The organism is Streptomyces sp. NPDC046870 (genome assembly GCF_040704595.1).
Taxonomy (GTDB): Bacteria; Actinomycetota; Actinomycetes; order Streptomycetales; family Streptomycetaceae; genus Streptomyces; species Streptomyces argyrophylli.
The window spans coordinates 56,362-80,522 of the sequence record NZ_JBEYXM010000018.1 but is presented as its reverse complement, the minus strand read 5'-3'; the positions used below and the strand labels follow the sequence as shown (position 1 = coordinate 80,522).

Genomic DNA, 24,161 nt, shown 5'->3' with positions numbered 1-24,161 from the left:
TGGCTCACGAACCCGAGGTCAGGCGCCCTTGTCCGCAGGCTCCAGCCGGTACACCGGGCTGTCCGCGTTTTTGATGCCCGTGGCCGTCATGTTGCTGCTCCCCAGGGCACCGACCTATCGCGCCACACCCGCGAGGACCTGGACGCCGCCGCCACCGAACTCAACAGCCGCCCAGGCAGAACGCTCGACCGGGAGACCCCAGCCGAGCGTCTGTCTAACCTGCTCGCGGCTTGATCAACTCACCGCAGCGTTGCTACGCCCCCTCGAATTCGCCCATGCCGGTGGGGCCTCACTGCTCGGTTCGGCTCACACCTGTCCGTACGTCAGGCGGACAGGGGGAGCGCCGAGCGTGGTGGAAGCCGGCCCGTACGGGCCGGCCAGGGGCGCGGATGCGGCGGTAGGGCGGGTGCGGCAGGTGAAGCCGAGTCGGGTCATGGCCCTGAGGACTTCGCCGGTGCTGAAATCGCGCCGGTCCTGGCGGGTGACGACCTGGCCGACCTGCTTGGCGGGGTAGTGGCGTCGTCCGATGATGACGAACTCACCGGTGACCGGCTCGGGTCTGACGCCCTTCATCGATTCCACCACGCCGCTCTTGGTCAGGTCGAACGGGAAGCGGGCGATGACACAGCGCATGATGCCTCCAGGGAGACGAGAAGACTAGGCCGGGTGGGGTGAGGGCGGTTCAGCGGGAAAGGACGAGGGCGCTTGGAGCGTTGCCGTGTTCGTCGGTCACGGGCGCGGCCCCGATCCGGCGGCGGCGCATCGCATGTTCGGCTTCGGCCCTGGTGGCCGGCGGCGACGCGAATGGCCCGATGACGTCTTCGATGTCCCGCAGGCGGATCCTGTCCGTGTATCCGGAACCGTCACGAACGGCCGTGAGCCGGTCCCGGGTGACCAGGCCGGTGCACGTACCGTCCTCGTCGCAGACGACCAGCTGACGTGTACGGGCGGCGGCCATCACGGACAGTGCCACCTCCACGGTCATGTCCTCCCAGACCTGCGGTCCGGCCGCGTCCGCGGGATCGGCCGCCGGCTGCACGGCGTTGGTACGTGTTGAGCGGAACTGCGTCTGGTCCAGCGTCAAAGGGTGCCTCCTGCGAAGTTGGGCGGGCTACCTGACACGAAGGTTCTATGCCGCCGCACCGGCGTTGGACTGCCGTACGGGCGCGCGGCGGGCCGCCGAGACGGGGCGGCGTCGGCCGCGTGAGGTGGCGCCGCGCTTCTTGGGGCGTTCGACCACCGGTGCGGTGATGACGACCGGGATGCCGGAGGGGGCCTGGGCGCCGGTGATGCGGTGCAGGGCCTCTTCGCCGACGCGGACCTGAGTGGTCTGCGGGACGATGCCGGCCGCTGCCATGAGACGGGTCATGCCGCGGCGCTGGTTGGGGGTGACCAGGGTGACGACGCTGCCGGACTCTCCTGCGCGGGCGGTGCGGCCACCGCGGTGGAGATAGTCCTTGTGGTCGGTCGGCGGGTCGACGTTGACGACGAGGTCGAGGTTGTCGACGTGGATGCCGCGCGCCGCGACGTTGGTCGCTACCAGCACGTTGACGTGTCCGGTCTTGAACTGTGCCAGCGTGCGGGTGCGCTGTGGCTGTGACTTCCCGCCGTGCAGGGCGGCGGCCCGTACCCCGCTGTTCAGGAGGTGTTCGGTGAGGCCGTCGACGGCGTGCTTGGTGTCGAGGAACATGATCACGCGACCGTCGCGTGCGGCGATCTGGGTGGTTGCCGCGTGCTTGTCGGCGCCGTGAATGTGGAGCACGTGGTGCTCCATCGTTGTGACCGCGCCGGCCGAGGGGTCGACGGAGTGCACGACGGGATCGCTGAGGTAGCGGCGCACGAGCAGGTCGACGTTGCGGTCGAGAGTGGCGGAGAACAGCATGCGCTGGCCTTCGGGGCGGACCTGGTCGAGGAGGGCGGTGACCTGCGGCATGAAGCCCATGTCGGCCATCTGGTCGGCCTCGTCGAGGACGGTGATGGAAACCTGGTTCAGTCGGCAGTCGCCACGGTCGATGAGGTCTTTGAGGCGTCCCGGCGTGGCGACGACGATCTCGGCGCCGGCGCGAAGCGCGTTCGCCTGTCGGCCGATCGGCATTCCGCCCACCACCGTGGCCAGCCGCAGCCTCACGGAGCGGGCGTACGGGGCGAGCGCGTCGGTGACCTGCTGCGTCAGCTCACGCGTAGGTACGAGGATCAGCCCCAGCGGCTGCCTCGCCTCGGCGCGCTGCCCGGCCGTACGGGCCAGCAGCGCCAGCCCGAAGGCGAGGGTCTTGCCGGAGCCGGTGCGGCCACGGCCCAGTACGTCCCGGCCGGCGAGGGAATTCGGCAGGGTCGCGGCCTGGATCGGGAAGGGTACGGTCACGCCTTGCGAGTTGAGCGCGCCCAGCAGTGCACCGGGCATGTCGAGGTCGGCGAAGCCCTCCACGGCGGGGAGCGCGGGAGTGATCGTCTTGGGCAGCGCGAACTCCCCCTGGGCCGCGGCGGGCCGGCGGCCGTAACCGCCGGAGCGGCTCCTGGCCGACGAACCGAATCGGCTGCCGCCCCTTCCGGATTCGGCACTGCCGTTACGGGTGCGAGCGAAGCGGTCGTTCGTGCGTGTGCGGTTCATGCGGAACCTTCCTCGATGCGGCACATATCAAGGAATTCCCGCAGCGATCAGCAGCTCAGAGAATTGCAAGAATGGACCGGTGGAATACGTAAGCGAATCTGGCCGACGAAAAATCCGTGCGAGCACAGGCGCTGGAATGAGTGGCGCGAAGCGGACGCAATGTTCGGGCGTCCGCCGCGATAAGTTATGAAGGGATTCGTGCACCCCTGAAGGATGCTCCGTATGCGGTGAGCCTGCGGGTTTCCTGACTGTCGTCCGCAGGAGAACCACTGCGGAAGAATGCGAGCAGCTGGGGCCCGCACCCCGAAGGATGCGGGCCCCAGCTACGATTACGCGACAGTCAGCGTCAGGCGACGACGATGTTCTCGGCCGTCGGGCCCTTCTGGCCCTGGGCGATGTCGAAGGTCACCTTCTGACCCTCCAGCAGCTCACGGAAGCCCTGGGCGGCAATGTTCGAGTAGTGGGCGAACACATCAGCGCCGCCACCGTCCTGCTCGATGAAGCCGAAGCCCTTTTCCGCGTTGAACCACTTCACGGTACCAGCAGCCATGTCATTTCTCCTTTGGGGCAGTGCATCGGGATCCGCACTGCGCGGACCCTGTGTCGCCGCGATGATCACCCCGCCCGGAAAAAAACCGGATAACAAAAGCGCTTCCAGTGGCACAGGCGCCGGCCGGAGGGCACTTGAAGTTTTGGGAACCACAACTGCAACTGAGATCGACAGTAGCACGCCGAAGCGGCCTGTGTACGGTGAAGAATCCCACCCCACTTAATGCGGTAGAGAATCTGTCTGCCTGTCCCGTTGAAACCTCAGCTCGCGGGAACAGGTTTTGACCCAGCCGAAGCGCAACGTTTCGGGAAGCTTTGGGGGCGCGCCCGGCGTAAGGGCACGGCCCGTCTCCGGCGCACGCACGGGAGCGGCCATGTCGAAGACCATCAAGGACCAGACCGTCGATCAGGTCGGTGGAAACAGCGGCGTTGGTGCGGCAACGCCGTGCGAGGGAACGGCGGCTGACGGATCAGTACCTGACCCTCGACGACCTTCACCAGCGAGAACGAGAGACGGTGCTGTGGCCCGCCGTACGAGCCTCAGGCCCGGACGGCGAGGAACTGACGACAGCCGCAGTCGTTTTTCCACAGCGGTACGGGGGCACGCAAGGCGCGCAACATCGGCCGCGCACCCTCGGACAAGGCCGTGCCCTCATCCCGGAATTCCAGTTCGGCGGCGCCACCGACCCGAGCCAACCGCATCTGGGCCATTGCCCAGGCGAGTCCGCCGGCTACGCCCCGCCCACAACGCACGCACGGACATGCGCACGTCGCGGGCCACTGCACGGCACGCGCGAGTGGACAGCGCGCCTGAACGACCGCTGGCTGGCAGCCGGGCCGTACGCCGAACGGACCTTCGACGCATCCGACTTGGCAGCATCGGCGGTATCCGCCTGCGCACCGCGCTTGCGCGCCAGGGCTTCGCGGAACTTGCGCTTGAGGTCGTAGTTGCCGTCGCTGTCCGGCTCCAGAGGGGACGTCTCGGGGGCAGCCGGCTCCGAACCTTCCGTGGATACGGGCTCTGCGGCCCTTGAAGAACGGCCCCAGCCCACGGGCGAGCTGTCGAGCCACCCATCGAGCCTTACGACCGGGGCGCTGGGCGGGGCAGCAGACCCCTGCTGCGGGCGCAGGCCGGCAAGCCGGACGCCGTCCGGCCCGATGCCGACCATTTTAGGCCTGCCGAGGTATCCCTGTGCAGGGCCTCGGCGTGCACCCCGCCGGCCCGCAGATGCTGCTGGCGGATGCGGTCGAGCAGGTCCTGTCCGCGACCGCACGCGAGCCCGGCATGCCGGTGCTTTCCGGCATGCGTATCGAGGCGAGTCATGAGGCGGTCACCCTGACCCCTGGTGCCGACCGAACCACCGAGGCAGACATGGGGCCGGCACGGTCGACGGTGATGAGATGTGGGCCGCGGTAGCCGATATCCGCCGCAGCGGGCTGGTGCGACTGCCGGGCCCGAGGAGTTCCCCGACTATCGGCTGATGCTCGCGTCACTGGGCGAGGACTCGGCGGACTGCCGTTTCTCCGGTCCGAGGCGGTTGGCGGCGGCCGGCCAGGATGCGCGGTGTTCGCGTTCCTGCTGGACGAGGTCGTTGCTCCGAGGAGTCGAGGTCTCGCCGGGTGAGGACCGCCAGCAGGTCCTCGGCCAGCACGTCGTGAGGGTCGGCCTCCGCCATGACGCCGAGACACGGGGCGGCGGAGCGGACGGCGCTCATCACCTCGGTGGAGCTGGGGGTGTCGACGAGCTGGTGCGGCACCATCGTGCTCAGCTCGCTGAGGGGTACGAGGCATCGGACGAGCTGCTGCGCTCGGTACAGACCGCTGCAGACCTGCGCCTACCTGGAGGGCCGCGATCGCCTCCCTCGCCCGCGAGCACGGCGTCAGCCGCGGCGTGATCCGCACGGCCGTCGCCGAGCTCATGCCCGACCGCGCTGCCGCCGAGGAGGACGTTCCGGCTCGGGGATGTCTCCCGTGGTGATCAGGAGAGTGACGGCGCTGTCCGGGCCCATGCCCACCGGTACGAGCAGTCGCGGGGCGTGACGTTCGACGAACCGGGTCAGGCGCCGGTTCAGCTCATCGATCTGCCCGGTGAGCTGTTCAACGCGCTCGGCGAGCATGCTCACATGGTTGATCGCCTGGGGTGACCGCGGAGTCCTTGGCGAGCTCGAAGATCCGGGCGCTGTGCACCGGACCGTCGCCGGACTTGGCCCGGGCCCGGGCACGACCGCTGAGCACGATCCGCGCGGCAGCCTGAGCGTCGAGCGGGTCCGACTTCCCCAGCAGCCGGGGGGCCGAGCGGTCGGGCCGGTTCACTTCCAGACAAGCATCTGTCGGTGGCCGGCCGCCGGCGCCGGAAAGGACTCCGTTCCCAGGATCCTCCCGAGCGGGGAGATCACGGCGGCGACATGCACCTCGCCGTGCGTGTCCACACCCAGGACGCCCTCGCGCCGAACGGACGGGTCCGTGCTGGCACCGGCCCGCTCGGGCGGTCTGAACCGTGATGGCGCCTGGATTCGGCAAGGCCCCGGAGTATGCGCGAACACTCACTGCCGTCCCCCGGCTCTCCGGCGGGTCACAAGGCGCCCGCCGTGGAGGGCAGGTCGTGTTCGGCCCAGACGATCTTGCCGTCCGTCGCGGAGCGGGTACCCCACCTCCGCGAGAGCTGTGCGACCAGGTGGAGGCCCCGGCCGTGCTCGTCGAGCGCATGGGGACGGCCGGGGCGCGGCCGGCCGGTGACGCTGTCGGAGACCTCACACGTCAGCACCCGGTGCCGGATGAGCCGCAGACGGCTGGGGCCGTCGCCGTGGCGGACGGCGTTGGCGACCAGTTCGCTGACGATCGACTCCACGGACGTCACGAGCGGCTCCAGACCCCATTCCCTGAGCCGGCGGGCGGCCAGGTGCCGGGCGGTCGTGACGCTGACCGGTTCGTTCGGCAGGTCCCAGGAGGCAACCCGGGCGGGCTCCAGCGCACGGGTGCGGGCAAGGAGCAAGGTGACGTCGTCGGCCGGTGTGTGACTCCGCAAGGTCTCCACCACCCGAGAGCACACGTCCTCCAGGGAGGGGCCCGGCTGGGCCAGGGCGGCGCCCAGGCGGCGCAGGCCGACGTCGATGTCCTCGTCGCGGGATTCGACCAGGCCGTCGGAGTAGAAGGCGAGCGTGCTGCCCTCGGCCAGCTCCAGTTCCACCGACTCGAAGGGCACCAGGCCGAGGCCGAGGCCGAGCGGAGCTCCGGGGGGCAGGTCGGGGACGGTGACCCCGCCCTGCGGGGCGACGACGAGGGGCGGAGGATGCCCGGCACGCGCCATCGTGCACCGTCGGGTGACCGGGTCGTAGACGACGTACAGACAGGTGGCGCCCACCAGCGCCGGGGCCTGGCCGGAGTCATCGGCGTCCTCGTCGTTCAGCCGCCGGACCGTGTCGTCGAGGTGTGACAGCAGTTCGTCGGGGGGCAGGTCGAGGTCCGCGAGGGTGCGCACGGCGGTGCGCAGCCTTCCCATGGTCACCGCGGCGTTGATGCCGTGTCCGACCACGTCGCCGACGACCAGGGCCACGCGGGCGCCGGACAGCTCGATCACGTCGAACCAGTCGCCTCCCACCCCGTGGTCCATGTCGGCCGGTACGTAGCGCGAGGCAACCTCGACGGCAGCACCGCCCCGCACTCGACGGGGCAGCAGGTCGCGTTGCAGCGTGAGGGCGGCGGTGCGTTCACGGGCGTACTGGAGCGCGTTGTCGAGGCAGAGTGCCGCCCGGGTGACCAGTTCCTCGGCGAGGAGCAGGTCGTCCTCCTGGAAGGGCGTCTGCTCCGCGGAGCGGCCGAAGAGCGCCAGTCCCAGCACGCGCCGTCGCGCGCGGATGGGTACGACCATCAAGGAGTGGACGCCGCTGTCCCGTACCTTCTGCGCCCGTACCGGGTCGTGGTCGACCCAGGGGCCGGAACGGGTGTCCAGCACGGGTTCCAGGTGGGACCGGCCCGTGCGTACGGCGGCGGTGAACGGCGAGTCCGGATGGGCGTGGACCACTTCCTCGCGCACCCAGGGCGACTCGAGGGCACCCAGGTCGACGGAGGCCACACCGGCACGGCGCAGCAGCGGCGGGCGGCCTCTCGCCATGCCGCTGCGAGCCGGCGGCTCGACGCCGGACGGGACCGTCTCCACCAGGTCGACGAGGGCGTGGTCGGCCAGCAGCGGCACGGCGAGCTCGGCCAGTTCCTGACCGGTCCGCATCACGTCGAGGGTGCTCCCGATGTGCGTACCGGCCTCGCTGAGGATGGCGAGGCGCTCGCGCGCCCGCGTGTTCCCGGTGACGTCCACCGTCATGGAGCACACGCCCAGGGGTGTGCCGTCCGCGCCCTGGAGGCAGAAGAACGAGGCCGAGAAGGCGTGCTCGCGGCGCCGGTCGGCCGGCGGCCATGCCCGGTACTCGTGCACCCTCGTGGTTCCGCTCTCCAGCACCTGCCGCATCACCACCTCGAGTGCTTCGGCCTCGACGGCGGGCAGCGAGTCCTTCAGGCCGCGTCCGAAGCGCTGGTGCCGGGGCATGCCGTCATGACGCTCCATGGCGTCGTTCACCCAGACACAGCGCAGCCGCGGGTCGTAGACGACGATGCCGATCGGTGCGCGGACCAGGAGCGAGTCGCGCACCGGTCCGTTGGCCGTCCCCGAGGACAGGGAACCTATGTCCGTGACGGACACCAGCCACCGGATGCCGGTGTCCTGCCCCCGCAGCAGCGAGACCCGCAGCGTCATCCTGAGCGTGTGGCCGTCGCGGTGGCGGACCGCCGCGGTCCCCGACCAGCCACCCCGCGTACGGCACTGCTCGGCGAACGCGGAAGCCCTCCGGGGATCCTCGAGCGGCAGCATGTGGGCGACGGATCGGCCCACCACCTCCGCGGCGGTGTACCCGACGAGCTGTTGCGCGGCCTGTGTCCACCCCGTCACGGTGCCCTCCGCGTCGGTCATGGCTATCGCGGCGTCGGGCATCTCATGGTCGCCCGCCGGTTCGGCTGCGGGTGTGGGGTCGGTGTTCGTCATTCGCTGTTCGTCCCATCGGTGCGGTGGTGAAGAGAGCGTCCGCACGTGGCGTGTCGCGCTCTGTGTGCAGCGGTGGTGAACGGCGTTGTCCGGTTGAGCGGCACACGGAAGGCAGGGGTCAAATCGGATATTCTGCCCACTTATGATGAAATCATCATAGATAGGGGCGCTCATCGTCAAGCACCTCACGCGGCCGCAGCACCTCGGCCGGGCGCTGACGGCGGCCGGGTGTCACGGAGCGGTCATTCGGGGCCGCCAGCCCCGTCGGCGTTCTCAGGGCTGTTGTCTGCGCTCATCGGCAACCGAAGCCGCCGGCTCTTGCGGTGGGCCCAGACGTCCCCGAGGACGACCTGAAGGACGCCGGTGACCGGAATGGCCAGCAGGGCACCGAGGATCCCGGCGACTTCCGCGGCGATCAGGATGGCCAGCAGCACGGTGAGGGGGTTGAGTTTCACCGTCCGGGACAGGATGAGCGGTTGCAGTAGGTGGTTCTCCGCCTGCTGATAGACGACGAAGAAGACGATGGCGCCGATGCCGGCCGGCATGGAGTGGACGAAGGCCACCGCGGAGGCGACGACGGCCCCTATGGTGGCGCCCACCAGGGGAATGAGGTCCGTCAAGGCGACGAAGAGGGCCAGCAGGCCGGCGAACGGCACTCCGGAAACGAGCAGCATGAGGTAGGTCAGGACCCCGCAGACACAGCTGATCAGCAAGTTTCCGGTCAGGTAGCCGTTGACGGTACGGGCGCACGCGCCTCCGACGCGGCGTATACGGGCCGCGGACGCCGAGTCCACGAGGGCCAGGGACCGGTCTATGGCCTTGGGGCCCTCCAGGACCATCAGATAGGCCAGGACGAAGATGGTGAGAGCGCCTGTCGCCGTGGTCGCTGCACCGCGGATGAACTTCAAGACGGGCGTACTCAGTCCGGTGGCGAACGCGCGGATCTGTGCCTGATGCCGCTGGACGTACTGCAGCGCGTGCGTCCGCTCCAGCAGGTTGCCGACCGGCCCGCGACCGGCCTGGGCGTCCCTGATCATGGCGGGCAGACGACCGGCGAGCCGGCTTCCCTCCTGGGCCAGGGGGATCACGAACAGGGCGACCACCGCGCCGACGGCCACGGCGGCAGCCAGGAAGACCAGCAAGGTCGCCACCGACCGTCGGCATCGCGGCACCCGTCGCCGCAGCGCCTCGACCGCCGGATGAAGGGAGACGGCCAGCAACAACGCGATGACCGCCCAGATCAAGACCCGGCGAGCATGCACCACCAGTTCGAGTACGACGTAGGTGGCGAGGACCAGGCCGATGGTGGCGAGGATGGTTCGCACCGGAACCGGACGCGACGCCATGGGCACTGGGTGCCCAGCCCCCGCCCTCGGAAACGAGGTGAGCTCCCCGCCCGGTGAGCCCTGGTGTCCTGCGCCCCCACCACCGCCCCCTCTGCCACTGGTTGGCGGCAAGTCGGCGGCCCCGGCGGCCGGTGCCGCCGTATCCCTGCACGGCCACCTCGGGGCGATCCGTGCAGACGGTGGAGGCATCCGCCGGCTGGGTCCGCCTACTCCTGTGGCGGCCGGCGACGGTCACGTCCTGGACAGCGGCCCCCTCCGCCACGGCGCACGCGGGTCGCGGGATCGTCGTTGGCCAAGCGGTGCTCGTATGTCCCAGGTGCGGACGCTCGGACCGAGCCGCACGCTGGTGCCATAGGCCGGCGACTGTCGGAGGAGCGTCATGGTGACGGTGGCCGCAGGTCCGATCGCCGGACCGTGGGCCCGGTGGGGGGCGAGGGCACCGGTTGCGGGTGTGATCGCCCCGGTCCTGCTCTCGGCGGTGATGTGCGCCCAGCCGACGCACACGGCGTGGCGGTACGTACCGTGACCGGGAGCGCGTCACGGCCGGTGACCGGCGCGCGGCATCCCTGTCTGATCGTGAATCCGCGTTCGGGGGGAGGGAAGGCAGGCCGCTTCCGGATCGCGGAACGAGCCCGTGCGTTCGGAGCTCAGGTGTTCCTGATCGACCCCTCCCGGCCCCAGGACCTGGTGGCTGTCGCCCGACGCGCGGTGGAGGAGGGTGCGGATCTGCTGGGGGTGGCCGGCGGGGACGGCACGCAGGCGCTCGTCGCCGCGGTGGCCGCGGAAAGCGGCCTGCCCTTCGTCGTCGTTCCGGCGGGTACCCGCAACCACTTCGCCATGGATCTCGGCCTGGACCGTGAGGACCCTTCGGCCGCGCTGGAGGCCCTCACGGACGGCGTCGAGCTGCGCGTGGACCTCGGCTACGCGGGCGAACGGGCGTTCGTCAACAACGTGTCGTTCGGAGCGTATGCCGCCCTGGTGCGGGATCCTGCCTACCGGGACGACAAGATCGGCACGATGGTGAGGATCCTCCCGGAGTTCCTGGCCCGCCACGAGGGTCCGGAGCTGGTGGTACGCGCAGGACCGCTCACGGTGGACCGGCCGGATGCCGTGCTGGTGAGCAACAACCCCTACCAGGTCGACGACCCGGCCGGACTCGGCAGGCGGGCGCAGCTCGACTCCGGGCTCCTGGGAGTACTGGCCGCCAGGGCGGAGACGCCCGCGGAGACGGCCGCCAGGCTGCGAAGCGGGCCGACGCATGGCCTGACCCGTCTCGCGACACCCGACGACGTCGTCGTCCACGCCGACGCCCCGGTCGTCCCCGTCGGGCTCGACGGCGAAGCCGTGACCCTGCCCGCTCCCGTACGGTGCCGGATCAGTCCGCGGAGGCTGCGGGTCTGGGTGCCCCGTCATCGACCGGGTGCCGCGCCCACCGGACGGCGGCCGCCGGGATGGGCCGTCGTCCGGCGGGCGGCCTCACTTGTCGGACGGGCCCGGGGTCCTCACACCGACTGACCAGAACACCGTTCACCGTTTGCAGCCGGTCAGTGCTGGGGGCGCGGACGCGCGTGGAACAGGGGGCGCCGCTGGGTGGCCGTACCCGAAGCGAGCTGGCCGATCTCGACGCGCGTCCTGATGGCCCGGACCACTTCGGTCAGGCCGAGGATGATGGCCATGACGCCCACCACCAGGGTGAGTGTGGCGATCGAGGCGAACGGCATGACGATCATCACGATGCCGGCCAGAGCGCCGATGATCCCGAAGGCGACATGCCAGCCGCGGCCCGGCATGGCCGGGGCGGAGGCCGCCGCGGCCGTCTCCGTGGTGCCGCGCAGCAGCCAGCTGAAGCCGATCCACAGGGCGAGCAGCAGGAGCGACTCGAGGGTGCCCCGGAAGCAGATCAGTCCCAGCAGGATGGACGCGGCGCCGGTGATGAAGTGCAGCACGCGAAGGTGCCGTGGGACGTGGGTGCCGAAGGCGGCGGCGAGTTGGAAGACGCCGGTGGCCAGTAGGTAGACGCCGAAGAGGATGCCGACGACGCGCAGTGTCGCGCCCGGCCAGACCAGGGCGACGACGCCCAGGGCGATGGTGGCGAGGCCCATCGTGAGCAGGATCTGCCAGCCGACGTTCGCCAGGGCGGCCATGCCTTCGGCCAGGGGGTTCTCTTCCGGTTCGGTGCCGCGCGGGGGAACGTGGCCCGCAGAATCGGTGGGGGATGTCATGACGTCTGCCTCCTCCGTGGAGCAGCGTTGTCTCGTCGGTGCATGTCGTCACCCGACCGGTCCCGACTGCGTTGTGGCGCGTTGACGTCGGTACTCATGTGTGGGGGGTGATGACGGCGCGTCCTTGGATCTTGCCGAGGTGCAGGAGCTGGTACGCCTCGTGGGCGCCTTCCAAGGGGAACTGCTCGACCAGCGTCCTGATCTTCTCCTGCTGGGCGAGGGTGATCACCTCCATCAGTTCGGGGAGGGTGCCCCAGTAGGGCGAGGCGACCGAGCACTCGTGCGGCGGGCCGGCGAAGTTGACGGGCAGGGCTCCGCCGCCGAGGCCGACGATGGTCAGGTGGCCGAGCACCCTGGCCACCTGGGCGGCCATCCGCAGCGTCGGGTCGATCCCGACCATGTCCAGCACGAGCTCGGCGCCCTGCTGCCGTCAGGTCCTTGATCCGCGTGATCGCCTCGTCGCCCGGGGCAAGCGCTTCGTCGGCTCCCATGCGCCGGGCGGTTTCCAGCTTGCGGTCGTCGGTGTCCACGGCGACGACAGTGGTCGCCGTGGTGAGCGCGCGCAGGATCTGGAGGGTCATCCGACCCAGACCGCCCGCCCCGATCACGACCGCGGTCGACCCCGGCCCCAACAGGTGCAGCGACCGTTTGACGGCGTGATAGCCGGTCAGTCCGGCGTCGCTGAGCGGGGCGGCTCGGCGGGGGTCGAGGGTGCCGAGCGGAATGAGGTGGCGCGGCGCCGGGACGAGCAGGTACTCGGCCATTCCGCCGTCGTGACCACCTCCCGGTCCCGGGCCCTGCCCCCCGAGCGTCCGGCAGTAGTTCTCCCTGCCCTGGCGGCAGTTGGCGCACACACCGCAACCCCAGGAGCCGTAGACGATCACCGGGTCCCCGAGCGTGGACCCGGTGACGCCCGGACCCGGGCTCTCCACCCATCCCGCGTTCTCGTGGCCGAGCGTGAAGGGCAGTTCGGTGACGAGCCCGGGTGGTGGCGCCGGTGCCTCCATGATGTGCGGATCGGAGTGGCACGCACCCGCACCCGCGACCTTCACCAGGACCTGCCCCGGTCCGGGCTCGGGTACCGGCACCTCGCGCAGCTCCGGCGGATGACGCCACCCGACCAGTTGGAAAGCCCGCATAGCGATCCCTCGGCGATCTGCCCGATCACCCCGCCCAGCGCACCGACCAGCGGCGCCGAACCCCGCTCGACGACGGTCACCGGGATGTCGGGTTCCCGGCAGACCGGGGTCACCTCGGAGCCGATGAATCCGGCCCCGATGACCAGGACCCGCGACGGCGGCTCGGCCAGATCCTTCTGCAACCGTGCGGCGTCGTCCCGCGAGCGAATCGTGTGGACCCCGTGCGGGGCGGCCTCGTCCGGGTCCGGCCACTGCCGCGCGCGGGTGCCCGTGGCGATCGGCAACCGGTCGTACGGCACCTGCTCACCATCGGCCGGACGCACCTGCTCGGACAGCGGGGGACGGTCACAGGGCTCGTACGGTCCGTCCCCGATGACGGTCGGGGAACCGGTGCAGCCCTCCTCGCGCAGAGTCTCCGCGGCCCGCAGTCCAGCCAGGGACGCACCCACGATGACGATCCGGCCGCTCGCCCGGAACTCGCGTACCGGCACGATTCGCATGGGCAGACTCCTTCCGGCAGGCGCGCTCCTCAGGAGGCGGGAGGCGCCCGCGACGTGCCGTCCCGTGATGGACCACACATCGTCGCGCTCAGCGGATACCAGGATCAGTGGCCGCCGCCACCGGGGTCGCTGCTGTAGGAACTGTCGTCGCCGTGTTCCGTGGCGAAGACGCTGCCGACCGTGCAGGTCGCCGCCGCACCGGCCGGCAGCACGCCCGAAGCGTCGCCGGGCTCGACAAGCGGGGTGCGGCGCGGTCTTCAGGTGTCACCGTAGCGATACGGAACGGAGCGCACGGCACGTGTCGTTCACTGCGGCCTTCGCTCAAGAAGCCTAGTCCGGCTTGCGCTGCACGGCATGTCGAGCCGAGGACGGCCGAAGCGACCGTGATATGCGGGCGGGATGAAATGACCGCACAGTGAAATGCATGGTCGTGCGAGCGCGATGGGTGGACGAGGACCAGCAGAACCGATGGCTGGTGTCGATCCCGGTTGCGCTGATCGTGGTGATCACGGTCGTCGACGTCCACTCCCCCACCAGCATCCACCTGGGGCCGCTCCTGGTGATCGCTCCGGCTCTCGCGCCGTCCTTCGCCGGGCCGAGGACCACCGCGGCGGTCGGTGCCCTCGCCGTCGCCGCCCAGGTCCTCATCGCTGTCCTGCACGGCGGGCTGACCACCAGTAACCATCTGGCCCAGATCGCCGCGCTGACCGTGCTCTCCGTGCTGATCGTGCTGATCACCATGGTCCGCGAACGCCGCCGCCACCTGCTGGCCCGCGCGCAGTCGGTGTCCGAGGCAGCCCAACGCGCCCTCCTGCGCCCGCTGCCGGAGCGTATCGGAGCCCTGCACATCGCTTGCCGCTACCTGGCCGCCGAGGAGGAGACCCAGATCGGCGGCGACCTCTACACCGCCACGCGCGCCGACGACACCACCCGCCTGCTGATCGGTGACGTACGCGGCAAAGGACTGGCCGCGGTCGGCGAAGCCGCTCTCCTGCTCAGCGCCTTCCGCCTCACCGCCGCCGGCCACCCCAGCCTGACCGGCCTGGCCACCACCCTGGACAACCACGTCCACCGCTACCTCACCGACTTCTCCGCCACCGACGACGAAACGGGCGAGCACTTCATCACCGCGCTCTTCCTGGACCTGCCCGACGACGAACCCCTGGCCCGAGTGACCAACTGCGGGCACCCACCACCCCTGCTCCTGCGGCCGGGGCAGGAGCCTTGGCCGGTCGCCGCCGACGCGGCCCCTCCCTTGGGCGTCCGCCTCACCTCGCACAACCCGTATGCCGAGACCACCGTGCCCTTCGACATCGGGGACACCCTGCTGCTGTACACCGACGGCGTGATCGAGGCCCGCGACACCTCGGGTGCCTTCTATCCGCTGGCCGAGCGTGCCGCCCGTTGGGCCCACTGCCCTCCGACCGCACTGGTCCGGCACCTGCGCCGTGACCTGCTCACGCACACCGGGGGCCGCCTGGGCGACGACGCCGCCTTGGTCGCCGTACACCGCGCCGCGCGACGTCACACGGCGTCGCACATGATCTGATCCGTCGGCCCGCCTGCCGCACGGCGACCAGGACAGCCCGTCTTCGCCGGGCGCCCCGTGCAGGAGCTTGAACCCACGGCCACCGGCCTGACTCCGTCACGCCGTGCGCTGGTCCCGGCCGCCGTGCGTGCCTTGATCCGTCAACCCCACCTCCGCAGGGTGCGGCGCAACCGCCTGCGGGCCGTCCGAAGCGGGGTACGGCCCGCTGCGGAAGGGGTGGTGCAGGGTCGGATCAGTGGCGATTCGGACATGGCATGACTGCGTCCAGCCATCTCCAGCACACACGTCGAGGCATCCTCGGCGGCGCTTCCACTGGTGTGGACAGTGACGGCGAACGGCTGCGGCGGGTCACCCGGGAGTTCGGCGGTGAGTGCGGTCACGGACGGGCGGTGTCGTGTGGGGGCCCGCTGGTATCCGACCACCTTGCCGTCCACGAGCAGCTCGGTCTCCCGTGCGGCGGGGCGGGTCTGGACCGTCACCGAGTGGCCGTCCACTTCGAGGTGGAAGCAGTGGGCGCGGGACACGGCGCACCTCCCGGATTCCTTCGAGGGCGGCACGTACCTCCAGCGTAGGCCGCATCACAGGGCGGCGCGATGAAGTCTGTGACGAGTGACGTGTGTGATGCCAAGCGCATCGCCCTCAGCCTGGCCTCCGTCGCGGTCGCCGGTACCTGACCGCCGACCATCCACGCTCGACGTCAAGGAACCATGGGCGGTTCCGACACCGGCCGGACCGTCGGCCTCGACGAGATGCCGCCGATGCCCACCCGCCGGCGTACGGCGTGCGTCACCTTGCCAAGGCGCACGCCACTCCACAGGGCCCGGACGAAGTTCGATCCCGTCCGGCCACGGTCCGTAACACCTCAAGTCCACGAACTCAGCGACGGCCGGCGTCCTGGCCGTCGCGGCCTGCGGTGAGCCGGCTTTCCAGGCCCGTGATCAGCGTGTCCATCACGAGACGGAACATGCGGTCCCGATCAGGGCCCGCGGTCCCCGCACCCGTGGGCCCGTCTCCGCCGTCGGCATCAGGGCCGGGGGGTTTGAGGTTCGCCCACTGGTGGAGCGCTCCGTTGAGTTCGGCGCTGAGGACACCGATGACGACGGCGACGATCAGTGCGGCGGTCTCCGGGACCTCTGACAGCGGCACACCGGCAGCGGCCACGATCGCGGTGAGGGCCGTCCAGAACGGGTCGTCGGGCTGGATGAAGTCGGGCTGGTGGCTGAACGAGTACGCCATCAGCTCGGGGTGCCGGTGCGCCAGCGTCCGGAAGTCCGTGGCGAGCAGACGGAGGCGCTCCTGCCAGGGAGCGTCCTGAAGCGTCACGGTGCGGAACTGGGCTCCGACCATCCTCGTCACGCCGCGCAGGACGGCTTCCTTGTTCGGCACGTGGTGGTACAGCGACATCGGGTTCGCGTCGAGCACGGTCGCCAGCTTGCGCATGGTGAGCGCCTCGGCCCCGTCCTCGTCGATGAGCCGCAGGGCGGCGGCGTAGATCCCGGCCTCGGTCAGAGGCACGTCTCGCTTCCTCGTTCCCCGCGGGGGACGTCTCACCTTTTTTTCCATACCTCGTACGGTATCAGCGCCCATACGGCGTACGGAAAATGACTCCGCTCACGGCACCCCTCCCGTGGCCCAGGGTTGCGTCGAGTTTCCATACGACGTATGGTACCAATCCATACGACGTATGTTTCTGTGGTGCAGTGCGGCACCGCTCAGCGCAAGCGCGCCCTTGCTCATCCCCTCCCCTCCCCTCCCCTCCACGCAGAGGAGCACGTCCATGACCACGCACGCCGCGGATGACCTTGCCTCCACCGGGCCCTCGCACGGGATCCCGGTCCTCAAGCCCGCACCGCCGCTTCCGGACACCAACCCGGTCGCGTTCTTCGGCGAGCTGTCCAGGCAGTTCCCCGAGGGCATCTTCAGCCTGGACATCGCGGGCCAGGAGAACGTCTTCGTCTACGACCCGGACCTGGTCACCGAGGTCAGCGACGAGACCCGCTTCGGGAAGCCGATCTTCGCGCCGCTGAGCCACGTCCGGGACTACACGGGCGCGGGCCTGTTCACGGCCCACGAGGTGGAGGACGGTGACGCCTGGGGCATGGCCCACCGGATCCTCATGCCGGCCTTCAGCCAGCGCGCCATGAAGAACTACTACGGACAGATGCTGGAGGTCGCCCAGAACCTCGTGGGCAAGTGGGAGAGCAAGGAGGGGCAGCCGGTCAGGATCACCGACGACTACACCCGGCTGACGCTGGACACCATCGCCCTGTCCGGCTTCGGCTACCGGTTCGACTCCTTCGCCGAGGAGGAGCTGCACCCCTTCCTCAACGCCCTGTTGGAGGCGCTGGTGGAGTCGATGCGGCGCACCCAGGAACTACCGGAGATGACCGCCCAGCGCACGGACGACGACGAGCGATACCGCACGAACATCCAGCTGATGCGGGACCTGGTCGAGAGCGTGATCAAGGAGCGTCGTCAGGGCAGGAGCAACGGCGAGGACGACCTGCTGGGCCTGATGCTCCAGGCCACCGACCCGGAGACGGGCAGGCCGCTGACCGACGACAACGTCCGCGACCAGGTGGTGACGTTCCTGATCGCCGGTCACGAGACCACCAGCGGTCTGCTGTCGTTCGCCACGTACTCGCTGATGCGCAACCCGCACGTGCTGGCACAGGCGTACGCCGAGGTGGACCGCCTCATGCCCGGTGACACGGTCCCGGACTACGACACGATCATGAAAATGGACGTGATCCCGCGGATCCTGGAGGAGACCCTGCGCCTGTGGGCCCCCATCCCGCAGATCATGAAGGCGCCGCTGGAGGACACCGTCATCGGAGGCCGGTACGAACTGAAGCAGGGCACGAAGACGAACCTGCTGATGGGGCCGCTGCACACCCACCCCAAGGCATGGGAGAGGCCGCACGAGTTCGACATCGACCGCTGGCTGCCGGAGAACCGCGCCCGGCACCACCAGCACGCCTACAAGCCGTTCGGCAACGGCCGGCGCGCGTGCATCGGCCGCCAGTTCGCCCTCACCGAGGCCCGCCTGGCGCTGGCGCTGGTGCTGCAGAAGTTCAAGTTCTCCGACACCACCGACTACAGGATGGACGTGCGGGAAGCCCTGACGCGCAAGCCCGGCGACTTCGAACTCGTCATCCGCAGGCGTCAGGAGCACGAGCGGGCCGTGTTCGGCGCCGTCGACCAGCAGAGCGACGACGAGCGGCAGCAGACCGCGGTGAGCGGCGTCGGGGTGAATCTGACCGTCGCCTACGGATCGAGCCTGGGTTCGTGCGAGGACCTGGCGCGCACCATCGCCGACCGCGGTGAGCGCTCCGGGTTCGGCACCACGCTGATGAGCCTGGACGAGCTCGGTGACAACCTGCCCACGGAGGGCCTGCTCGTGGTCGTGGCCGCCAGCTACAACGGCAAAGCCCCCGACAACGCCCAGCACTTCGACGACCTGCTCGCCGCCGGACTGCCGGAGGGCTCACTGTCGAACGTGCGGTTCGCGCTGCTGGGCGCCGGCAACACCCAGTGGGTGGCCACCTACCAGGCGTTCCCCAAGCGGATCGAGGAAGGGCTGCTGGCCGCCGGCGCCACTGCGGTCGTCGAGCGCGGCATCGCGGACGCCGCAGGTGACTTCGACGGCATGGCCAGTCGCTGGACGGACACGCTGTGGGCCACCCTGGCCGAGGAGTACGCCGCCGACACCTCCGAGGCGAGCGGCCCGCGCTACGAGGTCCAGTTGCTCACCGAGTCCGACGTGCGTCCCGCGATCGTCTCCGGGCAGGCACATCCGCTCAAGGTGGTGGCCAACGAGGAGCTGGTGGCCGACGCGACCGGCCTGTGGGACTTCCGGATCGAGCCGCCGCGCCCGTCCGCGAGGTCCATCACCTTCGAGCTTCCCGAGGGCGTCACCTACGACACCGGCAACCACCTGGCCGTCTTCGCCAAGAACGAGCCCGCCCTGGTGAACCGCGCGCTGAAGCGGCTCGGTGTCCCGTACGACCAGGTGCTGCGCCTGGACCTGCCCGCAGGCGGCCGCACGCACCTGCCGGTCGGCGTCCCCGTCACCGCGGGGATCCTGCTCACCGAGTTCCTGGAACTGCAGGACGTGGCCACCCGCTCCCAGATCCAGACCCTGGCCGGGTACACCCAGTGCCCGTGGACCCGGCCGCAGCTCCAGGCGTACACCGCCGACACCGGGGAGGCCGAGGAGCGCTACCAGAAGGAGATCCTCGGCAAGCGCGTCTCGGTGCTGGGCCTGCTGGAGCGCTTCCCGGCCGTCGAACTGCCGCTGGCCGTGTTCCTGGAGATGATGGGCCCCATCCGCCCGCGCTTCTACTCCATCTCCTCCGCCCCGTCGGCCAACCCACGGCAGGTGCGCCTGACCGTCGGCCTGCTGGAGGGCCCGGCCCTGTCCGGCGACGGCCACTACCGCGGCACCTGCTCCTCCTACATCGCGGGCCTGGAGCCCGGGGACGTCGTCTACGGCTACGTCCGCGTGCCCTCCCCGACGTTCGCCCCACCCGCCGACCCCGCCACGCCGCTGATCCTCATCGGCCCCGGCACCGGCATCGCGCCCCTGCGCGGCTTCCTGGAGGAGCGGGCCTGGCAGCACGAGCACGGCATCCAGGTCGGCCTGGCGCAGGTCTTCGTCGGCTGCCGCCACCCCGAGCACGACTACCTCTACCGTCAGGAGATGCGGGACTGGGAGCAGGCCGGCATCGCGCAGATCCACACCGCCTACTCCGCGGTGACCGGCCACCCGGCCCGGTTCGTGCAGAACGCCATCGCACATGCCGCCGACACGGTGTGGCAGGCCATCGAGGACGGCGCGTACCTCTACGTCTGCGGTGACGGCCGCCGTATGGCGCCCGCCGTCCGCGAGGCCCTCGCCGCCATCCACCGTCAGAAGACCGGCAGCGACGACGAGTCCGCCCGGCAGTGGCTCGCGCGGCTCGAAGCGGACGAGCGCTACCAGCAGGACGTCTTCGCCTGACCCTCGTCGTCAAGGCGTGTGACCTCCCGACGCCGGGAGGCGTGCGGCACTCCCCCGCTGCCGGCCGTACGCCCCCCGGCCCCCACAAGCCCTCGCACACCTCAGGGCACCGCTGAACCCCCATGATCGGTGCCGCTCACAGAAAGCAGATCCTCATGGACACCATGCTCGCCGGACGCTTCCACGTGGACAGCAAGAAGTTCGCCGTGGAGGAGGTCCCCATCCCCGTACCCGGACCTGGCGAGGTCCTCATCGAGGTGAAGGCCGCAGGCGTCTGCCTCTCCGACGTCCACCTCCTCGACGGCTCCCTGCCTCCGCTCTTCCTGGACTCCGACACGGTCACCGTGGGCCACGAGGTCTCCGGTGTCGTCCACGCCCTCGGCCCCGGCCTCAAGCGGGGCCTGACCGTCGGCACCCGCGTCACCCTGGAGGCGGGCAAGGCGTGCGGCGAGTGCGAGGGCTGTGTGCGCCATCGCCCCTGCACCCAGGTCCGCACCGCCGGCATCGACTACGACGGCGGCTGGGCCGAGTACATGGTCACCCCCGAGGAGACCGTCGTCCCCATCCCCGACAGCCTGCCCTTCGACCAGGCCGCGATCATCCCCGACGCGGTCTCCACGCCCTACGCCGCCGTCGTCGCCACCGCGGGCGTCCGACCCGCCCAGTCCGTCGGCATCTGGGGCGTGGGCGGAGTCGGCGCGCACAACGTGCGCCTCGCCCGTCTGGTCGGCGCGGCGCCCGTCATCGCCGTCGACCCGCTGCCCAGCGCGCGTGAGCGTGCTCTCGCCTTCGGCGCGGACTTCGCCCTGGACCCGGCCGCCCCGGACTTCGCCGATCAGGTCCGCGCGGCCACCGGCGGTCGCGGCCTCGACTTCGCCTTCGACTGCGCCGGCGTACCCACCGTCCGCGAGCAGGCCGCCTCCGTCCTCGGCCTGGGCGGCTCCCTGATCCTGGTCGGCATCACCCCCAGACCGCTGACCATCACCGAGGGACTGACCTTCAACTACCTGCAGAAGCAGGTCCGCGGCCACTACGGCGGCACGCCCGAAGGCGTCTACGAGCTGGTGCGGCTCGCCGCGGGCGGACGCCTCGATCTGGCCCCCTCCATCACGGACCACATCCCGCTCGTCGACGCGGCCGACGCGGTCAGCCGTCTGGAGAACAAGATCGGCGACCCGATCCGCCTCATCCTCGTCCCCTGACGCCCCGTCAGCAGGACAACAGCCACCCTGGGCAGGGGTGAGTGGGCGCCGGTGCGTGAGGGAGCACCGGCGCCCACGGTTTTCACCCAGCCAGAATGCGCGGAGAGGAGAGGAGCCGTCGACGGTCAGTCGAGGCCGGGCAGCGGGCGACGGGTGACCTCGTGCGCCTCGTCCGCGGAGAGGCCGAGCATGCGCAGGACCATGGCGGCCATGTCGGAGGCGGTCTCGTCGCCGTCGAGGTCGGGGCGGGCCAGCCTCAGCGCCACGAGGGACAGCAGGGTCCCGCCCAGAGCGGACAGGGCCGTGGTCGGGTCGGCGCCGGTGAAGCGGCCCGAAGCGATGCCGCGCTCCAGGTCGCGGAGCGCTCGTGGGGACAGGCCGCGGTCGGAGTGGACGTGGGCCAGGCCGCGGTCGCGCAGGATTCGCATGAGCTCGGGGTGTGAGTCCGCCATCCGGGCTGCGAGCCGGAAACCTGCCGCGACGAGCTCGGCGGGGTCCTCGATCCTTTCCACACGCTCGTCGATGACCTGCCCGAACTCCTCCAGGGCGTCCGTCACTGCCGCGTCGAACAGCTCCGTCTTGGACTCGAAGTGGTTGTAGAAGGAGCCGAAACCGACGTCCGCCCGCTCGGCGATGGCCTGGATGCTGGCGCTGTTGTCCCCGGTCTCCGCGAGGATCTGCCGGGCCGCACGGATGAGTGCCTGACGGGTCTCGGCGCGGCGCCGTTCGAAGCGGTTGCGGGGCGGGGCTGACGTCGGCATACGACCGAGTCTAACAACCGGACCGATGACACCCGCACGACTGATGATTTCCTCAGTTCTTTGGGCCTGCTCTATTGACGATGAGCAACGGCAAAGTTGATGATTTCCTCATTACGGCAGTGTTGCTTGGAGGGCACCATGTCCCACTCCCCCGTTGACAGGGCCGATCTCCGAACGCCCCATCAAGATCTCCACAGTGAGCTCGGCGCCCTGCGCGGTGAGCATCCCGGCCGGTCCCGGAACCCCGTCATCAAGGTGGCGGACCTGGCCTGGCTGGAGTTCGAGAAGCCGGACCTGGACCGGGCCGAGGTGTTCGCCCGGGACTTCGGGTTCGCGATCGCCGCCCGCACCGAGCGGGAGCTGTGGCTGCGCGGTACCTTCGCGGGCCCACCGTGCGTGGTCATCCGGCGCGGGCAGGCGTCCCGCTTCCTCGGGCCGGCGTTCCGCGCGGCCGAACGGGCCGATCTGGACCGGCTCGCCCGCGCGACCGGCAGTGACGTCCGCGACCTCGACGTACCCGGCGGCGGACGGTCGGTCGCCCTGCTCGATCCCGCGGGTCTCCCGGTGCGGGTCGTGCACTGCGCCGAGCCGCTGCCCGCTCTGCCCGAGCAGCAGCCGCTGATCCTCAACACCGGCACCGGGCGTCGCCGTACGAACGCCGCCCAGCGACCGCCCCGCGAACCGTCGCGTATACAGCGGCTCGGGCACGTGGTGCTGGAGACGCGGGTGTTCATGCGGGCCCTGGACTGGTACCTGGACACCCTCGGGATGATCGTGTCCGACTTCCTGTTCCTGGACGGGCAGCGCGGCCGCGGGCCGACCATGGCCTTCATCCGCTGCGACCAGGGCAGCCTGCCCGTGGACCACCACACCCTCGCCCTGCACCTGGGGCCCGGCACCGGGTACGTCCACTCCGCCTACCAGGTCACCGACCTCGACGCGATCGCCGCGGGCGGCGCGTACCTGGCCGAGCGCGGCTACCGCCGCAGCTGGGGCATCGGCCGGCACATCCAGGGCAGCCAGCTCTTCGACTACTGGCGCGACCCCGACCGCCTCATGCTGGAGCACTTCGCCGACGGCGACCTGTTCTCCTGCGACCTCGAACCCGGCTGGGCTCCGATGTCGGCGAGCGGCCTGGCCCAGTGGGGCCCGCCCGTCACCCGTGACTTCCTCGGCGCCAACCCGTCCCCCGCCAAGCTGCGCGACGTCATGCGTGCCCTGCGCGGCGAAAACGAACTCGACCCCGCCCGCCTGCTGGGCCTGCTGAAAGCGATGAGCTCATGAGCACCAACGTTCTGCGCACCCTGGACGGCTGGTGGACCGTACGCGACGAGCGCGCCGTCCGCGTCGACACCAAGGCTGTCACCACCGCCGAGCTGCTCGCCGACCGGGAGGCGGTCCGCGAGGCCGCCGCCTCCGGCGAAAGCGGCACGCCGGTCGCCGACCTGGTGGCACTGCCCCCGGTCACCACCCCCTGCCGGGTGGTCGCCCAGATGGTCAACTACCGCAGCCACGCCAAGGATTCGGGCTTCACCGGCGACATCCCGCCCACCTTTTTCCGCAAGGCGTCCGGCTCGGTCAGCGGCCCGCACGACACGATCGTCCGCCCGGCGCACGTCGACTTCCTCGACTACGAGGTGGAACTCGGCCTCGTCATGGGCGCGACCCTGCCCGTAGGCACCGTCGTGGAAGAGCAGGACCTGCCGCGCTACGTCGCCGGGCTGGTCCTCACCAACGACGTCAGCGCCCGCGATGTACAGCTGACCAAAACCCAGTTCTACGAGAGCAAGTCGTACCCGACCTTCACGCCGACAGGTCCCTACCTGGCCCTGCTGGAGCCCGACGACTTCACCCACCTGCCGAACCTGCGGCTGCGGCTGTCCGTCAACGGCGTACCGCGCCAGGACCGCACCCTCGCCGACATGATCGTACGGCCCGCGCAGGCGCTCACCCTGCTCGCCCGCTTCCAGACCCTCGACCCGGGTGACCTGCTGCTGACCGGCACACCCGGCGGCACCGCGCTGAAGGCCCCGCCCAAACCGGTCGCGAAGATCAGTGCGCTGCTCCCTCCCACGGTGAAGTGGAAGGCGTTCTTCAAGGGGCAGGCCAAGAACCCCCTGTACCTGCACTCCGGTGACGTCGTGACCGCAACGATCGCCACCCCGGACGGGCGGATCGACCTCGGCGAGCAGCGGAACCCTGTGACGGACGCAAGGTGAGCGCCGCAGCCGCCCGCAGACCGGTAGTGATC

At 70.4% G+C, this 24,161-nt stretch carries 16 protein-coding genes and 5 pseudogenes; 8 read left to right on the top strand and 13 right to left on the bottom strand.

Annotation, left to right across the window (positions count from 1 at the left end):
- Window positions 1–99: 99 nt before the first annotated feature.
- Window positions 100–234 (top strand): annotated as a pseudogene (locus AB0946_RS29885) (IS30 family transposase); the annotation flags it as partial.
- Between the two features lie 72 nt (window positions 235–306).
- Here AB0946_RS29885 and AB0946_RS29880 read toward each other — a convergent pair.
- The 5 genes and pseudogenes from AB0946_RS29880 to AB0946_RS29860 all read right to left on the bottom strand — a co-directional run.
- Window positions 307–633: an SCO5918 family protein gene (locus tag AB0946_RS29880; protein ID WP_366763771.1), complete on the bottom strand. Its 327-nt coding sequence runs from the start codon at window positions 631–633 to the stop codon at window positions 307–309.
- Window positions 634–682: 49 nt separating this feature from the next.
- Window positions 683–1,084, bottom strand: a complete 402-nt coding sequence (locus AB0946_RS29875; RefSeq protein WP_366763770.1) for a CBS domain-containing protein — start codon at window positions 1,082–1,084, stop codon at window positions 683–685.
- 45 nt (window positions 1,085–1,129) lie between these two features.
- The gene (locus AB0946_RS29870) at window positions 1,130–2,608 is read right to left on the bottom strand and encodes a DEAD/DEAH box helicase (protein WP_366763769.1); all 1,479 of its coding nucleotides are present in this window, start codon (window positions 2,606–2,608) and stop codon (window positions 1,130–1,132) included.
- A gap of 346 nt (window positions 2,609–2,954) precedes the next feature.
- The gene (locus AB0946_RS29865; protein ID WP_086699230.1) at window positions 2,955–3,158 is read right to left on the bottom strand and encodes a cold-shock protein; all 204 of its coding nucleotides are present in this window, start codon (window positions 3,156–3,158) and stop codon (window positions 2,955–2,957) included.
- 805 nt (window positions 3,159–3,963) lie between these two features.
- A pseudogene (locus AB0946_RS29860) lies at window positions 3,964–4,209 on the bottom strand (DUF5302 domain-containing protein); the annotation flags it as partial.
- 167 nt (window positions 4,210–4,376) lie between these two features.
- On the opposite strand from AB0946_RS29860, the pseudogene AB0946_RS29855 reads away from it, so the two are divergent.
- A pseudogene (locus AB0946_RS29855) lies at window positions 4,377–4,659 on the top strand (transcriptional regulator); the annotation flags it as partial.
- Window positions 4,660–5,073: 414 nt separating this feature from the next.
- On the opposite strand, the gene AB0946_RS29850 reads toward AB0946_RS29855, so the two are convergent.
- From AB0946_RS29850 to AB0946_RS29840, 3 genes are all read right to left on the bottom strand, one after another.
- On the bottom strand, window positions 5,074–5,274 hold the full coding sequence (locus AB0946_RS29850; protein WP_366763768.1) for a hypothetical protein: 201 nt from the start codon (window positions 5,272–5,274) through the stop codon (window positions 5,074–5,076).
- 455 nt (window positions 5,275–5,729) lie between these two features.
- Window positions 5,730–8,189, bottom strand: coding sequence for a SpoIIE family protein phosphatase (locus tag AB0946_RS29845; RefSeq protein ID WP_366763767.1), 2,460 nt, complete (start codon window positions 8,187–8,189; stop codon window positions 5,730–5,732).
- Window positions 8,190–8,431: 242 nt separating this feature from the next.
- Window positions 8,432–9,535: an AI-2E family transporter gene (locus AB0946_RS29840; RefSeq protein ID WP_366763766.1), complete on the bottom strand. Its 1,104-nt coding sequence runs from the start codon at window positions 9,533–9,535 to the stop codon at window positions 8,432–8,434.
- Window positions 9,536–10,057: 522 nt separating this feature from the next.
- Here AB0946_RS29840 and AB0946_RS29835 point away from each other — a divergent pair.
- Window positions 10,058–11,050: a diacylglycerol kinase family protein gene (locus AB0946_RS29835; protein ID WP_366763832.1), complete on the top strand. Its 993-nt coding sequence runs from the start codon at window positions 10,058–10,060 to the stop codon at window positions 11,048–11,050.
- Between the two features lie 29 nt (window positions 11,051–11,079).
- Here the strand turns inward: AB0946_RS29835 and AB0946_RS29830 are convergent, their stop codons facing one another.
- The 3 genes and pseudogenes from AB0946_RS29830 to AB0946_RS29820 all read right to left on the bottom strand — a co-directional run.
- Window positions 11,080–11,757, bottom strand: coding sequence for an HdeD family acid-resistance protein (locus tag AB0946_RS29830; protein WP_366763765.1), 678 nt, complete (start codon window positions 11,755–11,757; stop codon window positions 11,080–11,082).
- A gap of 94 nt (window positions 11,758–11,851) precedes the next feature.
- Window positions 11,852–12,896, bottom strand: a pseudogene (locus AB0946_RS29825) (NAD(P)-dependent alcohol dehydrogenase).
- An 11-nt stretch (window positions 12,897–12,907) separates the two neighbouring features.
- Window positions 12,908–13,396 (bottom strand): annotated as a pseudogene (locus AB0946_RS29820) (FAD-dependent oxidoreductase); the annotation flags it as partial.
- A gap of 424 nt (window positions 13,397–13,820) precedes the next feature.
- Between AB0946_RS29820 and AB0946_RS29815 the strand changes: the two are divergent.
- Window positions 13,821–14,945 carry a PP2C family protein-serine/threonine phosphatase gene (locus AB0946_RS29815; RefSeq protein ID WP_366763764.1) on the top strand — a complete coding sequence of 375 codons (1,125 nt, stop codon included), beginning with the start codon at window positions 13,821–13,823 and terminating at the stop codon, window positions 14,943–14,945.
- Window positions 14,946–15,821: 876 nt separating this feature from the next.
- On the opposite strand, the gene AB0946_RS29810 is transcribed toward AB0946_RS29815, so the two are convergent.
- Window positions 15,822–16,460 (bottom strand): TetR family transcriptional regulator, encoded by a 639-nt coding sequence (locus tag AB0946_RS29810; protein ID WP_366763763.1) that lies wholly within the window; start codon window positions 16,458–16,460, stop codon window positions 15,822–15,824.
- Between the two features lie 262 nt (window positions 16,461–16,722).
- Between AB0946_RS29810 and AB0946_RS29805 the strand changes: the two genes are divergently transcribed.
- On the top strand, window positions 16,723–19,947 hold the full coding sequence (locus AB0946_RS29805; protein ID WP_366763762.1) for a cytochrome P450: 3,225 nt from the start codon (window positions 16,723–16,725) through the stop codon (window positions 19,945–19,947).
- A gap of 155 nt (window positions 19,948–20,102) precedes the next feature.
- Entirely contained in the window at window positions 20,103–21,149 is a 1,047-nt protein-coding gene (locus tag AB0946_RS29800; protein ID WP_366763761.1) for a zinc-binding dehydrogenase, read from the top strand.
- Between the two features lie 125 nt (window positions 21,150–21,274).
- On the opposite strand, the gene AB0946_RS29795 is transcribed toward AB0946_RS29800, so the two are convergent.
- Complete coding sequence (locus AB0946_RS29795; protein ID WP_366763760.1) at window positions 21,275–21,910, bottom strand: TetR/AcrR family transcriptional regulator; 636 nt, start codon at window positions 21,908–21,910, stop codon at window positions 21,275–21,277.
- 138 nt (window positions 21,911–22,048) lie between these two features.
- On the opposite strand from AB0946_RS29795, the gene AB0946_RS29790 reads away from it, so the two are divergent.
- Window positions 22,049–23,194: a VOC family protein gene (locus tag AB0946_RS29790; protein ID WP_366763759.1), complete on the top strand. Its 1,146-nt coding sequence runs from the start codon at window positions 22,049–22,051 to the stop codon at window positions 23,192–23,194.
- Window positions 23,191–24,129 carry a fumarylacetoacetate hydrolase family protein gene (locus tag AB0946_RS29785; protein WP_366763758.1) on the top strand — a complete coding sequence of 313 codons (939 nt, stop codon included), beginning with the start codon at window positions 23,191–23,193 and terminating at the stop codon, window positions 24,127–24,129. Before AB0946_RS29790 ends, AB0946_RS29785 begins: the two co-directional genes overlap by 4 nt.
- Window positions 24,130–24,161: the final 32 nt, after the last annotated feature.